Raw genomic sequence first — 14,406 nt, 5'->3', positions numbered from 1 at the left:
ATAAAACATTTCATTCGTAACTACAATCGAACATTTAACTTCACATTGAAAGTTCGAGTTGTCATGTAGTTTGGAATCCCATACTGGCTTTTGGTATACACATCACGCACCCAAGTATTCGTAATGGCGTTCTGATTGTTAAACAGGTTAAAAATTTCCAATCCAACGGAAAGTTCTTTAAAGGGTTTTAACCAGTTGCGGTTGGATTGGATACTCGCATCTTTAAACACATACGAAAATCCGGCATCTGCACGACGGTAATCGTTTAAACGAAGTTGGTACTGGTAAGGATCGGCATATGAAGGAGAGCCTCCCGGAAGTCCTGTATTGTAAACCAGATTCAAATACATTTTCACGTTTGGAATCGTTGGCATATAATCCTGAAACAACAATCCGAATTTTAAACGTTGATCTGTCGGACGGGCAATATTTCCTTTTCCATTTTGATTCTCTTCCGTTTTCAGATACCCAAAACTGAACCAAGATTCCGTTCCCGGCACAAACTCACCGTTCAACCTAAAATCAACACCGTACACATACGCAGTAGCATCATTGTTAGCACGATAACGGATACGGACATTATCAATCGTATACGTATTCACATCGGACAAACTTTTATAATACGCCTCCGAAACCATTTTAAAAGGACGATCCCACATTTTAAAACTGTAGTCATTACTCAAGACCACATGAAACGATTGCTGAGCTTTTACATCAGGCTGTACTACACCATCATAATCCCGTAATTCTCTGTAAAATGGTGGCTGATGGTACAAACCTCCTGAAAGACGGAAAACCATATCTTTTTCCCATTGTGGTTTTATCGCAAATTGAGCTCTCGGACTGAAAACCAACTGGCTGTTTCCATTAATATTATCGCCGCTTACCTGCCACTGGTGTGCTCTTACACCTCCATTGATCCAAATCTGATTGGAACCCAAAGTGCCTCTGTAATTCCATTGAGCATACCCTGAAAAACGATTGATTTGCACAAAATTAGTAGCTCTCACATTCTTATATGGTGATAATGGTCCGTAATACGGATTATAAGGCTGATCATTCGGAATGTCAATATTCGGATTAGGCAACGAAAAACCGGCTGAATCCACCACTTCCCATTCTACCAATCGATCGCGAATATCTTCTCTTGTATATTTGAAGCCCCACTCTACCTGACTGCTTTTCTTCTTGATTTCATGAAAACCTTTTACTTCGGCATTAAAAATCAAAGCATCTAAATTATTTCGAGCATGCGTTAACTGAGAACCTACACCGCGAGAATACACTACATCTCCGAAAGTATCCGAACCGATATTGGTATCAACTTCCCCCAAACGGTACTGTGCCAAAATATCGAAATATTCCTGCTCCTGTGTATGATATGCCGATCCGATAAATTTTAATTTGAAATTCTCATTAGGCGCATAAACTGATTTAATTGCACCAAAATAAGTAAGATATTCGTCTTTTTCCTGACCTTCATAAAGCACTAAAAGCGCTATCGGGTCGTCTATGGTTCCGAAATTTGTCTGACGGCTTAACGGCTCATAATGGTATTTATTCTGCGACACATTTCCTAAAAAACTCCATTGCCATTTAGTGGAAGCGTCAAAATTAATCTGGGTTTGAATGTCGGCAAAAGACGGTTTGAAATTCGATTCTGTTTCTTGGCTATTCACCAGCAAACTGTTGTTGCGATACCGAATTCCGGTCATATTACTCCATTTCTGATTTTTGGAAACCACATCCACCGTGGCACTTCCGCCCAGCAAACTGGCATCCAAAGCCGCTTGAAATTTGGTTGGTCTTCGGTACGTAATATCCAAAACCGATGATAATTTATCGCCATATTTTGCCTGAAATCCACCTGCCGAGAAATCCACATTGGAAACCATTTCTGTATTGGTAAAGCTTAATCCTTCCTGCTGTCCCGAACGGATTAAAAACGGACGGTACACTTCAATTTCATTAACATAAACCAGATTCTCATCATAGTTCCCACCTCGTACCGCATATTGTGTACTCAATTCGTTGTTGGAATAAACACCCGGAAGCGTTTTTAAAATATTCTCCACCCCTGCATTGGCACCGGGAATCATTCGAATCACTTTAGGCTCAATAACTGTAAGTCCTTCAATTCTTTTTCTTCCGCCAGCCGCTACAATAACCTCTCCTAATTGTTCTGCTTTCTGATTTAAAACCACGTTCAGCTCGTAATCTTCATTTGGTTTTAATTCGATAGTAAAAGTGGATTTCTTAAACGAAATATGTGTAATCTCGACCGTTATCTTCACACCGGACGGCACCGCTAACAGATAAAAACCGTTTTCGTTGGAATCGGTGGTCTTACCATCAGCTTTGATAGTAGCTTTTGCTATAGGCTTATTATTTTCATCAAGAAGGATTCCTTTTATTCTTGCGGTTTGTGCAAAAGCCGAAAATCCTATCAGTAAAATACAGATATTTAGAAATTTAATTGTCTTTTTCAACAGGGTCTAAATTTTTAGTTTTAAAAAAATGTGATTCAAAGGTAATGGAATTTCCCATTTTATCCGAAACCACTACTTTTAATTCGTTTTTACCTTCCTCATAAAGCACATCACTGAAATGATGTACCAACAAATTTGTTTTGTAATCGTACTCCATCAAAATCCATTTTCCGTTCAGATAAGCATTGTATTCCTTAATACCGGACAAATCATCATCGATGCGAACACTTAGTGTGTCTGACTTATCCAAGCTAGCTCCTTCTTTAAAATTTGGCTTGTAAATTCTTGGTGCAATCGTATCCGTTGCCAAAAAGAATTTCCCCAAATCTTTAGTGCGAGCGGAAAACAGATTTCCTTTTTTGTAGGTCGTAAAATATTCTTTTTTATTACCATCCATTCTGGAAATAAAAGTTTTCGCTTTTATAATATCCGGAACACTGGAAACGTCAAAAGTAACCGTAATGTTGTGATGTACTGGCACCGTTTCGTCATGAAGATAAAGCACATTGTCTTTCACATCAAAATTCAGATAAAAATCATCGTAAAAAGCATTTTCGGGTATAAAAACCGACACGTTATCTTTGGTATAACTGTTGTCGTTTTTAGATTTCACGAAGTATGGCGTTATTTTTTCTTCTTTTTTTATAGTGGATGAAGCCTCCGAATATTGAATCGGAATATTTATAATGCGCTTGTTCCCGTGAAAATCGGAAATTTCGATTCTGTAATTAAATATCGAATTTGGCAGGACTGCAATCTGACCGTTTTTCTGGTTCCCGCTTACTAAAGAAAAGGGATATTTCTTTTTGTAAAACAATTTCTGAACGGATTGCTTCAACGTCTTATAACGGTAATAATCGATGAAATTATTAACATAACGGGTCTCATCGAAAGCGAATTTTTCGAAATTATAAGTAAAAAAACTGCTTCCGTTCAGAAAAGTTTCGGCTTTATATATTCCATTCCAATTGTAATTGTTATCGGCCTGATCGTAGGTATTTACGGCAAAACCGATATTTCCCTTTGCCAGCACTTTATTCGCCAGAAAATTTCCATCGGGCTGCAAGGACAATTGAACCGGCAAAGGACGCTGTGAACCATTCACTACCGAACTGTCTCCAATTGCATACACTACCAAATCATTAACAACAGGTTTTTGCCTGTCAGGCATCAGGATATCAAAACCAAAATAAAGCGGATTGATAATCTGTTCCGTTTTAGTATCTCGGATCTCAAAATGAAGATGCGGGCCACCAGAACTACCAGAATTTCCGGAAAAGGCTATAATTTCACCTTTATTCACAACAAGTTCGTTGGCCATTGGGAAAATTTCGATTTCATACGATTTTTGAGCATACTGCCTTTTTCGGATAAAATCGGCTATGGCGCCGTTAAACTTTTTCAAATGACCGTAAACAGTTGTATAGCCGTTGGGATGCGTTATATAAATAGCTTTCCCGTAACCTCCTTCTGATATTTTAATTCTGGAAACAAAACCGTCGGCGGCTGCAAATACGTTTAGTCCTTCTCTTTGTTGGGTTTTAAAATCGAGACCTGAATGGAAGTGATTCCCGCGCAACTCTCCGAAGGAACCGGAAGCAAAAAGCGGAATGTCTAAAGGGGAACGAAAATAATCTTTTGGATAAGGCTGGCTTTGACCAAAACATACGGCGGATAAAAAAATAATAATCTTAAACAATTTCATAAATCGAACATTTAGGCTAATGTATAAAAAAATACCTATAAAATAAAGGGCTTCACCAATTTTTATAACTCCCTACCTCCCAAAATATTAAGATTTGGTTTATAAGATTTTCGAAAAATTAAGCAAAAGTATTGTTATATTTCAAATGGAATATTAACTTTGTAAATCATGTAATGAAAAAGGTCTGCAATGGGTGGATTATCTGAAATCGTTGATTCTCTTGAAGTTAAAATAGCCAAACTTGTCCAAAGAATGGAAGGTTTAGAGCAGCAGAATCGGGAGCTACGCAATGAATTATCAAAATCCTCTGATACAATTTCCAGTCAGTCGGAAGAAATTCAGATGCTGAAAAAACAGTATGAAACACTGAAAATGACCAATTCTTTACTAGGCAGTGACGAAAATAAACGAGAAACAAAACTCAAAATAAATTCATTAATACGCGAAATCGATTATTGTATAGCCCAACTTTCTGATTAAGAAAATGAGTGAAAAGCTGAAAATCAAAATATCAATTGCTGACCGTGTTTATCCGTTAACCGTGGATTACTCACAGGAAGAAGGGCTTAGAAGTGCTTCTAAAAAAATTGATGCCATGATTAAGCAATTCGAAGAAAGCTATGCTGTTCGCGACAAACAGGATGTTCTGGCCATGTCTGCCCTGCAGTTTGCATCGCAATTGGAGCAAAAGCAACTTGACAAATCAGCCGATTACCAAAGTGCTTTAGAACGTTTACAAAAAATGGATGAAACCTTGAGTGCAATACTCTCCAGATAAATACGTTCTTTACATAGATTAAGATACTGCCTACATTAGTACCTATTTGATAAACTCAACACTAACAAATTCAAATGAGTGAATCATCGTTTCTAAAGCAAACTGCCCTGAGCAGGTCCTTGAACAGCGAGTTAACTCAAAACTTGTCCATACGAGTTTATGCAATACCCCTAATGTAGGCTTTTTTATATATAATTTTCAAACAACTTATGAACACACTTATTATAATTATTGGCTGTCTGGCCGGAATCGGAGTAGGATTCGGAATCGCAAAATACCTGGAAAAGGCAAACGTTTCCAATCTTATTAAAAATGCCAAAAAAGAGGCAGCTTCGATTTTGAAAGACGCGAAAGTCGAGGCAGAATCCATTAAAAAGGATAAATTACTTCAGGCAAAAGAAAAGTTCCTGGAACTAAAATCTGAGCATGAAAAAGAGATTTTAGCCAAAGACAAGAAAATTGCTGAAGCTGAAAAACGCACAAGAGACAAAGAATCTCAGGTATCTAACGAATTAGCAAAATCGAAAAAGCTAAACGATGAAATCGAACACAAAATTACCGATTACACCAATCGTGTCGAGCACGTAGAAAAAAAACAGCAGGAAGTTGAGCGTCTTCACAAAAGTCAAGTAGAACAATTGGAAACCATTTCCGGCTTGTCTGCAGAAGATGCTAAAAACCAATTGGTGGAAAGCTTAAAAGCTGAGGCCAAAACCAACGCAATGGCTTACATTCAGGAAACCCTTGAAGAAGCTAAATTAACCGCTCAACAGGAAGCTAAAAAAGTAATCATCAATACCATTCAACGTGTTGGAACGGAAGAAGCGGTGGAAAACTGTGTTTCCGTTTTCAATATCGAATCGGATGATGTAAAAGGTAGAATTATTGGCCGTGAAGGTCGTAACATCCGTGCTTTGGAAGCAGCAACAGGAGTAGAAATCATTGTAGATGACACTCCGGAAGCTATCATCCTTTCCTGTTTCGACCCTGTTCGTCGTGAAGTAGCTCGTTTGGCTTTACACAAATTGGTAACTGATGGCCGTATCCACCCTGCCCGTATTGAGGAAGTGGTAGGAAAAACCCAAAAACAAATTGAGGAAGAAATCATCGAAGTAGGTAAACGTACGGTTATCGACTTAGGAATTCACGGTTTACATCCAGAGTTAATTAAAACTGTCGGACGAATGAAATACCGTTCTTCTTACGGTCAAAACTTATTACAACACTCTCGCGAAGTAGCCAAACTTTGCGGTATCATGGCTGCTGAATTAGGCTTAAACGTAAAATTAGCAAAAAGAGCCGGATTATTACACGATATCGGTAAAGTACCGGAAACCGAAAGTGAATTACCACATGCTATCTTAGGTATGCAGTGGGCTGAAAAATACGGTGAAAAAGAAGAAGTATGCAACGCGATTGGAGCCCACCACGACGAAATCGAAATGAAATCCCTGATTTCTCCGATTATTCAGGTTTGTGATGCTATTTCAGGAGCACGTCCGGGAGCGCGTCGCCAGGTATTGGATTCATACATCCAGCGTTTGAAAGACCTTGAAGATATTGCATACGGATTCAACGGCGTTAAAAATGCCTATGCTATTCAGGCAGGTCGTGAATTGCGCGTAATCGTGGAAAGTGAAAAAGTAAGTGATGAAATGGCAGGAAGCCTATCGTTTGACATTTCACAGAAAATCCAAACCGAGATGACCTATCCGGGTCAGGTAAAAATTACCGTTATCCGTGAAACAAGAGCAGTAAATATTGCAAAATAACAAATCGATTCACAACAAAAAGACCTCTAAATGAGGTCTTTTTTTATTTTCTTGGGTGATAGGAATTTAAAATTTCCGAAAGATGCTTACGATCCAAATGCATATATACTTCCGTTGTGGTGATTGATTCATGACCCAGCATCATTTGGATGGAACGCAGATCTGCTCCGTTCTCCAACAAATGCGTGGCAAAAGAATGACGGAACGTATGCGGGCTGATAGTCTTATTTAAACCGATTTTAATCGCCAAATTCTTAATAATGGTAAAAACCATGGCTCGGGTTAACTGCTTGCCTCTACGATTAAGAAAAAGCGTATCCTCAAACCTTTTTTGTATTACAAGGTGATTTCTGATCTGATCCCTATACAATGTGATATATTTCTGCGTTGATGGACTGATTGGCACAAATCGCTGCTTATTCCCTTTCCCGGTGATTTTCACAAAACCTTCATCAAAAAACAAATCAGAAATCTTAAGAGTAATCAACTCCGATACACGAAGTCCACAACTATATAAAGCTTCCAACATGGCCCTGTTCCGTTCACCTTCCTCTTTAGACAGATCGACAGCAGCAATCAGTTGATCGATTTCTTCCAACGATAACGTATCCGGCAATTTCCTGCCTGTCTTAGGAACTTCAATTAATTCGAGCGGTGTAGTATTCCGGTAATCTTCAAAAATCAGGTAATTAAAAAAACTTCTTAAACCGGAAATTATTCTTGCCTGCGATCGTGTGTTCACTTTTCCGGAAACAGCATAAATGAATTGCTGTACGGTGTCTTCAGAAATAGTCAGTGGCGTTTCTTCAATCTGGTTTTCAGACAGAAACCCCGTTAACTTCTCCACATCAAAAATATAACTATCTATGGTGTTTTGAGAAAGTCCTCGTTCCAATTGAAGATAATTCTTATACTCTTTTATGTACGAAATCCACGAGCGCATCTACGTTAAATAAAATCTAAAATTAATAGGCACGAATACTATTCGGCATGATTTGTGGTTTAAATATAGAAACTAAAATTTATTTAATATGAGAACAGCAAGATTTTTATTCGCAGGTTTAGTTTTATCAACAGTAACTACCACGGTATCTGCACAGGAAAAGAACGGTTCCTCTTTCGGAATCAAAGGAGGCTTAAACTACTCAACCATTACCAAAGGGGATTTTGATGAAGGACCAGACCCCAGAACAAGCTTTCATATCGGTTTTGTAGGGGAAATCCCTTTAATAAATAACGTTCTTGCCATTCAGCCGGAAGTGCTTTACTCCCGTCAGGGCTTTGAAATCAACCAAAACATTTTGGGAACAAACTATGAAACCCAATACAAATTAGATTACATTAACATGCCTGTTTTAGCCAAAATATATTTAGGCAAGGCCTTCAGTATAGAAGCCGGGCCGCAATTTGGCCTTAAAATAGGTGAAAAATACGAAAGTGACAATTCTGTAACCGAAACCAACGACGTTAATAATCTCGATACAGCGATAGCAGCGGGCTTATCTTTTAACTTTAACAGCGGGCTTTTCCTTACGGGAAGGTATACACAAAGTTTAAATGAAGTAGTAAAAGACAGCGGTTCAAAGAATCAGGTTTTTCAGGCTGGATTAGGTTTTAAGTTTTAAAAAAAAAGCCTCTCAAATTGAGAGGCATAATTTATTTACTGACATCTTAGAATCGATATCCAAGTCCAACTTGAAAACCAGTATTGAAGATTTCACCGTTTCCAGGTCCATCATAAATATTAGACAATCCCAAGTTAAATCTTGCGTCAAACATTAAACCGTTTGACATTTCATATCCTGCACCGGCACCAATTCCAAAATCGACAGATTTAGTCATTTCATCAAAAACGTCTTCTTCTGTTGCAACTTTGAAAGCCACTTCAGGACCAGCCTGTACGTTAAAACCTTCAACGATGTAATATTTAGCCATAATCGGCACTCTTACATAACTGATCCCTAAATCGTTATCAGCTCCTTCCATTGAATACATTAACTCCGGCTGTACGTGAAATTTGTCTGTAACAGCAAAGTCAACCAAACCACCAAGATAAATACCTGCTTTAGCATCCGTATTTACATTATCTCCTGTGAAATTGGTCATATTTAAACCCGCTTTAACACCAAACTTTATGCTTTCTGAAGAAGATGATGTTTTTTCTCCTTCCTGAGCATTAGCAGCAATACCAAAAGCAAATACTGCCGATAAAATCATTAACGTTTTTTTCATAGATAATTTGTTTAAAAGTTTACTACTTAAATTTATCCATAAAAACAATCTACCCACCCAAGTACAAAGTGCTAGATATCAACAACTTTATCAACAAAAAATCCCGCTATTGCGGGATTTTTCATTTCTTTATTTAAGAAGTGATTAGAATTGGTAACCAATTCTGATTCCACCAATTACAGCAGTATCAATTCCACTGAATTTACCACCACCACCAACTGTAGTTGTAGTACCTGCAGAAGATACTTCGATATCTTTGTTTTTACCAGTTGTTAAGTTCAAACCAGCCTCAACACCTAAGAAAACTTTTTTAGCGATGTAGTAATCAGCTCCAGTAACTAATCTTAAACCGAAATAGTTTCTTCCGTTGTTAGATAAGTTTCCAGCCATATCAGCGTTAGCACCTTCAACTTCTGCAGAAGTTGTGTTATCAGAATACTCAGCATTAGCATTTTTGAAACCGATCAATAAATCAGCTCCAGCGTAAGTTGATAATCTGTCAGAACCTGCAAAATGTTTCTCAACCCCTAAGTTAAGAGTAATGTCAGAACTTTTGTTTGTCAAAGTCGCAACATTGCTAGGATTTGAATGGTCTAACTCTTCATTTTTATTAGAGTAAACACCTAAACCAGCTCTAACTGCCATATCATCTTTTAAGAAATATCTGAATTTCAACACTCCAGTGTTCAAATCGAAGTCAGCATTGTTTAAACCACCTGTTAAACCTACTTCAGTAGTGATTGTACCTTTAACTGGTTTGTAACCAGATACTTCTTTTTCTTGTTCTTGAGCGTTAGCAAATCCGAATGCGAATACTGCTGCTACAGATAAAATAACTTTTTTCATGTTTAGTTTAAATTTTAAAAATTTACTGAGCAAATCTATAAAAAATCCAATCCAAAAAAATTTTAGCTAAAAAAATGTATCAACAACTCCTTGTAAAATCAACAAACAAAAACCTAACCTTTTGATTTAAAGTAATTTAAATTTTGTTAAAAAATGATTAATTTTCTCAAATCACGTTACAAAAATGATATTTTTAACACAGTTTATTCTTACATTTTATAATATTTTCAGCCTAATTCAATGCGCAGACAAAAAAAAACAACTTATTCCTACATAAAAAAGAAGCAATTTTAAGGATAAAAAAAACGTCATTTCATACCTATTTTACTACATTTACATAAAACAACAGAACATGAATATCATTATCATCAATGGGCCAAACTTAAATCTTCTCGGAAAAAGAGAACCTGAAATCTACGGAAATGAAACTTTTGAAGATTTCTTCTTTCTGCTGAAAAAAAAATACAGTTCCCTAAACCTATCCTATTTCCAGAGTAATATCGAAGGGGAAATCATCAGTAAAATTCAGGAAACAGGTTTTAACTATGACGGTATTATACTGAATGCAGCTGCCTACACACATACATCCATAGGAATTGCCGATGCTGTTAAAGCCGTTACAACTCCGGTAGTGGAAGTTCACATTTCCAATACATTTTCAAGAGAATCATACCGCCACGTATCCTATATTTCTCCAAATGCTAAAGGCGTAATAATAGGTTTTGGCCTAAACAGTTATGAACTGGCCATCAAATCTTTTTTATAAGCATACAACCTTTTTAATTTTACACGCGTCTATCTGCTAAACACTAACATGAAGAAACTATTATTTTTACTTGCCATTATTGCATCCATCAGCGTATCTGCCCAAATCAAAGGAGTCGTTACCGACAAAAACGGCGCACCGATCCCCTACACAACCGTAATTATCGAAGGTACCTATAACGGAACCTCGGCCAATGACAACGGCACTTATGAATTAATCGTTAAAGAAAAAGGGAAACACACGCTGATATTTCAGTCATTGGGTTATAAAACCAAAAAGATGATTGCTGAAGTAGTTGCATTCCCACACACCGTAAATGTAACTTTAGAAGACGAAAATTACACTTTGGCCGAAATGGTAATTACCCCGAACAAAGAAGATCCTGCCTACGCCATTATAAGGAGCGCTATAAAAAACCGAAAAACAAACTCCTACAAAACCGATAAATACGAAGCGGATTTCTACTCAAGAGGAATTTTCCGCGCTAAAAACGTTCCTAAAAAATTCATGGGTATGGAAATTGGTGATTTTGACGGAGCATTGGATTCGACAGGAACCGGAATTCTTTATTTATCTGAAACGGTTTCAAAAATCGCCTTCGAAAAACCCAATAAAATTAAAGAAGAAATTATTGCATCCAAAGTAAGTGGCGACGATAACGGATTCAGTTTCAACACTGCAAGAGGCACTAATTATGATTTCTATGCCAATTATGTGGAAATGAACATCAACATGGTTTCCCCGATTGCCGACAACGCTTTAAGCTACTACCGCTACAAGTTGGAAAGCACTTTTATCGACGATCACAACCAGCTTATCAATAAAATAAAAGTAACTCCGCGAAGAGACAAAGAACCTGTTTTCGAAGGTTACCTATATATAGTAGAAGACAGCTGGGCAATTTATGCTGTCGATTTAAACAGTAAAGGCTACAGAATGCAGCAACCTATTCTGGAAAATATTGCCTTTACACAAAATTTCAACTACAATCCCGCAACGAGACTATGGGCCAAAAACCAACAAACCATTGATTTTAAGGCTTCGATCTTCGGCATGGGCTTTACCGGAAAGTTTACGCATGTATTCAGCAATTATGTTTTCCGTGAGCAATTCGAAAAGAAAACCTTCACGAATGAAATTGCCAAAATAGTAAAAGATGCCAATAAAAAAGACACCGTTTTCTGGAACACAAATCGTCCTGTTCCTTTGACTGATGAAGAGATTGGCGACTATCAACGAAAAGACAGCATACAAACTATTAGAAAATCTCAGGTATATCTGGACTCATTGGACGCTAAAGGAAATAAATTCAAAATACAGAAACTTTTAACCGGCTACACCTATAAAGACACGTATAATAAATGGTCTTTCAATTACAAAGGCTTGCTGAACATTACTTCGTTAGGCTACAACACCGTACAAGGCTGGAATTTTGACTCCGGATTTTCTTTCAACAAAAGAGACGAAGAAAAGGGAAAATTCACTTCGATAAATTCAACGTTCAATTACGGTTTTGCCGAAGAGCGTCTGCGTGTTAACGGAAGCTTTTTTCATCGTTTCAACAATATAAATTATGCTGCCATCACGGCCTCCGGGGGAAGCAGTATCAATCAATTCAACCCATCAAACCCAATTTCTAATCTGATCAATTCGGCAAGCACGCTTTTCTTTAAGGACAATTATGCAAAATATTACAATAAAGAGTTTGTGAGCGTTGGTTACAATCAGAATATCCTGAACGGAATCACGTTAGGCGGCCGCTTGGAATATGCTACCCGTAAACCGCTCTTCAACAATACGGATTATGTTTTGCTTAAAAACGATAAAGAGTATACGTCGAACAACCCTTGGTTGCCTTTCAACAACACAATTCCGGCAATTGAAAAACACAATCTGATGAAGGCCAACATCTTGACACGAATCCGTTTCGGAAACAAATACATTACCAGACCCGACGGAAGAATAAATATTTCCAACGACGATTACCCAACAATAGCACTTGCTTATGAAAAAGGATTTGCCGCCAACCAAAACCGCTACCACTACGATTTTATTTCCGGACAGTTGGATTACGACAAAACCTTAGGCAATAAAGGAGATTTTGCCATTCGTTTAAAAACCGGAAAGTTCTTTAATGCGGAGAACATTTCCTTTGTGGATTACAAACATTTTAACGGCAACCAAACCCATATCGGTACCTCCGACAAATATCTTAATGTATTCAATATGTTGCCATATTACAGCAGCAGTACCAACGATGCTTTCATTGAGACGCATATCGAGCACAACGACAAAGGTTTTATCATGAACAAGATTCCACTTTTGAACAAATTGCAATGGAATCTGGTTTTAGGTTTCCATCAGTTAAACCGACCGGATTTCAAACCGTATCAGGAATATACTGTTGGATTTGACAATGTAGGTTTTGGTAAATTCCGACTGCTTCGCATTGACTATGTTCGTTCCTATCAAAATGGATTCCAGACGGACGGCATTGTTTTCGGACTTAAATTCCTAAACATTATTGATTAACTGCCGTAGGCTTCCAATACAGAAAAAGCGCTGAATTATTCAGCGCTTTTTTTCTTTGTATTACCTACTCATTTTAAAATCGGATTGTTTAAAGGCCGCCTCAGATATTGGAAGAAACTGAAAATTTGAATCCCTGAATTCAATGCTTTTCGGAATATAATATGGAATTTTCATATACGTATAAGCCACACCATTTCCTAATTTTAAAGTATCGCCTCTTCTTAAAAGTAAAAAAGGCTTAACCTCCTTAACGCCGCCGTACGAAAGATATTTAAAGCGCCCACGTAGCGTATCACCGTCCAGAACACCTCTAACCTCACCAGAATCTATAATATTCTCTGAATACCGGACTTTGTATTGACCATAGAACTGATTATCATCTATCGACAAAGAAAGTAATGCGACATTGTTTTTAGCAGTAGCCTTATAAAACCGTTGTTCCGGTTTACGCAATTCACAACTGGTTATAAAACCAAGAGTTATTAGAAACATCAAATACTTCATAGTTGCACTATTTAACAAAAACATCGTAGGCAAAACGAATTAATGTGCCGATCACCACAATCAGAAAGAAAACCCGAATAAAAGAATTCCCTTTGCTGATTGCAAGCTTCGCACCCAAAAAACCGCCCAATGCATTACAAACTGCCATTGGTAAAGCCATCGCCCAGATAATTTTTCCTTTGAGCAGGAAAAGACAAATCGATCCGAAATTTGTAGCCAGGTTGACCATCTTGGCATTCGCTGAAGCATGCAAAAAATCCAATCCCAAAACAGAAACGAAAGCCACTACAAAAAAACTTCCGGTTCCGGGGCCAATAAAACCGTCATAGAAACCTACTGTCACACTAATAATTATCGCGTAAAGCAATTGCTGTTTAAAAGACAACATTTTTTCCTGATGCTGTCCGAAATTTTTCTTCATGAACGTATAAACCGCCAACAAAGTCAAAACTACCAACAACAAGGGTTTCATAAAATCATTACTAACCTGGGTAAGCAAGGTCGAACCTAAAAAAGCCGACACAAAAGCCACAACCGACATGATTATCAAGAGTTTCCAATTCATGGTCACTGTTTTGATATATTGAAACGCAGCAAAACTTGTCCCACTGAATGCCGGAATTTTTAGTGACCCAATGATAGAAGCAACTGAATAATTCGGTAACAAAATCAAGGCGACAGGCGTTTGAATTAAACCGCCTCCTCCTACAACAGCATCTACAAAGCCCGCAAAAAACGAAGCCAAACAAAGAAAAATTAAAATATTCAGTTCCATTACTTTC

General features: G+C 37.6%; 13 protein-coding genes and 1 other RNA gene. 7 read left to right on the top strand and 7 right to left on the bottom strand.

The annotated features are described in order from the left end of the window. Window positions 1-20 precede the first annotated feature (20 nt). Both ABGT15_RS02210 and ABGT15_RS02205 read right to left on the bottom strand, forming a co-directional pair. Window positions 21-2,489 carry a TonB-dependent receptor gene (locus tag ABGT15_RS02210; RefSeq protein ID WP_367229772.1) on the bottom strand — a complete coding sequence of 823 codons (2,469 nt, stop codon included), beginning with the start codon at window positions 2,487-2,489 and terminating at the stop codon, window positions 21-23. Further along, window positions 2,473-4,194, bottom strand: coding sequence for a M23 family metallopeptidase (locus ABGT15_RS02205; RefSeq protein WP_367229771.1), 1,722 nt, complete (start codon window positions 4,192-4,194; stop codon window positions 2,473-2,475). Before ABGT15_RS02205 ends, ABGT15_RS02210 begins: the two co-directional genes overlap by 17 nt. A gap of 189 nt (window positions 4,195-4,383) precedes the next feature. Between ABGT15_RS02205 and ABGT15_RS02200 the strand changes: the two genes are divergently transcribed. The 4 genes from ABGT15_RS02200 to rny all read left to right on the top strand — a co-directional run bounded on the left by ABGT15_RS02200 (window position 4,384) and on the right by rny (window position 6,744). Continuing rightward, window positions 4,384-4,674 (top strand): hypothetical protein, encoded by a 291-nt coding sequence (locus ABGT15_RS02200; protein ID WP_367229770.1) that lies wholly within the window; start codon window positions 4,384-4,386, stop codon window positions 4,672-4,674. A gap of 4 nt (window positions 4,675-4,678) precedes the next feature. After that, complete coding sequence (locus tag ABGT15_RS02195) at window positions 4,679-4,972, top strand: cell division protein ZapA (RefSeq protein ID WP_367229769.1); 294 nt, start codon at window positions 4,679-4,681, stop codon at window positions 4,970-4,972. A 53-nt stretch (window positions 4,973-5,025) separates the two neighbouring features. Beyond that, window positions 5,026-5,131, top strand: a non-coding RNA gene (ssrS, locus tag ABGT15_RS02190) — 6S RNA. Window positions 5,132-5,181: 50 nt separating this feature from the next. After that, window positions 5,182-6,744 carry a ribonuclease Y gene (rny, locus tag ABGT15_RS02185; protein WP_367229768.1) on the top strand — a complete coding sequence of 521 codons (1,563 nt, stop codon included), beginning with the start codon at window positions 5,182-5,184 and terminating at the stop codon, window positions 6,742-6,744. Between the two features lie 43 nt (window positions 6,745-6,787). On the opposite strand, the gene xerD is transcribed toward rny, so the two are convergent. Further along, window positions 6,788-7,687, bottom strand: coding sequence for a site-specific tyrosine recombinase XerD (gene xerD / locus ABGT15_RS02180; RefSeq protein WP_367229767.1), 900 nt, complete (start codon window positions 7,685-7,687; stop codon window positions 6,788-6,790). A gap of 88 nt (window positions 7,688-7,775) precedes the next feature. Here xerD and ABGT15_RS02175 point away from each other — a divergent pair, with 88 nt between their 5' ends. Next, complete coding sequence (locus ABGT15_RS02175) at window positions 7,776-8,369, top strand: porin family protein (RefSeq protein WP_367229766.1); 594 nt, start codon at window positions 7,776-7,778, stop codon at window positions 8,367-8,369. A 46-nt stretch (window positions 8,370-8,415) separates the two neighbouring features. Here the strand turns inward: ABGT15_RS02175 and ABGT15_RS02170 are convergent, their stop codons facing one another. Beyond that, window positions 8,416-8,976, bottom strand: coding sequence for a porin family protein (locus ABGT15_RS02170; protein ID WP_367229765.1), 561 nt, complete (start codon window positions 8,974-8,976; stop codon window positions 8,416-8,418). Window positions 8,977-9,120: 144 nt separating this feature from the next. Beyond that, on the bottom strand, window positions 9,121-9,822 hold the full coding sequence (locus ABGT15_RS02165; protein WP_367229764.1) for an outer membrane beta-barrel protein: 702 nt from the start codon (window positions 9,820-9,822) through the stop codon (window positions 9,121-9,123). 352 nt (window positions 9,823-10,174) lie between these two features. On the opposite strand from ABGT15_RS02165, the gene aroQ reads away from it, so the two are divergent. Both aroQ and ABGT15_RS02155 read left to right on the top strand, forming a co-directional pair. Next, entirely contained in the window at window positions 10,175-10,588 is a 414-nt protein-coding gene (gene aroQ / locus ABGT15_RS02160) for a type II 3-dehydroquinate dehydratase (protein ID WP_367229763.1), read from the top strand. Window positions 10,589-10,636: 48 nt separating this feature from the next. Continuing rightward, on the top strand, window positions 10,637-13,120 hold the full coding sequence (locus ABGT15_RS02155) for a DUF5686 and carboxypeptidase regulatory-like domain-containing protein (protein ID WP_367229762.1): 2,484 nt from the start codon (window positions 10,637-10,639) through the stop codon (window positions 13,118-13,120). Between the two features lie 60 nt (window positions 13,121-13,180). Here ABGT15_RS02155 and ABGT15_RS02150 read toward each other — a convergent pair whose 3' ends face one another. Beyond that, window positions 13,181-13,624 (bottom strand): hypothetical protein, encoded by a 444-nt coding sequence (locus tag ABGT15_RS02150; protein ID WP_367229761.1) that lies wholly within the window; start codon window positions 13,622-13,624, stop codon window positions 13,181-13,183. 7 nt (window positions 13,625-13,631) lie between these two features. Beyond that, window positions 13,632-14,399, bottom strand: a complete 768-nt coding sequence (locus tag ABGT15_RS02145) for a sulfite exporter TauE/SafE family protein (RefSeq protein ID WP_367229760.1) — start codon at window positions 14,397-14,399, stop codon at window positions 13,632-13,634. Between the last annotated feature and the right edge of the window lie 7 nt (window positions 14,400-14,406).

The organism is Flavobacterium enshiense, from assembly GCF_040750275.1.
In the GTDB taxonomy this organism is placed as follows: Bacteria; Bacteroidota; Bacteroidia; order Flavobacteriales; family Flavobacteriaceae; genus Flavobacterium; species Flavobacterium enshiense_B.
This window is presented reverse-complemented; position numbering and strand designations above follow the sequence as displayed.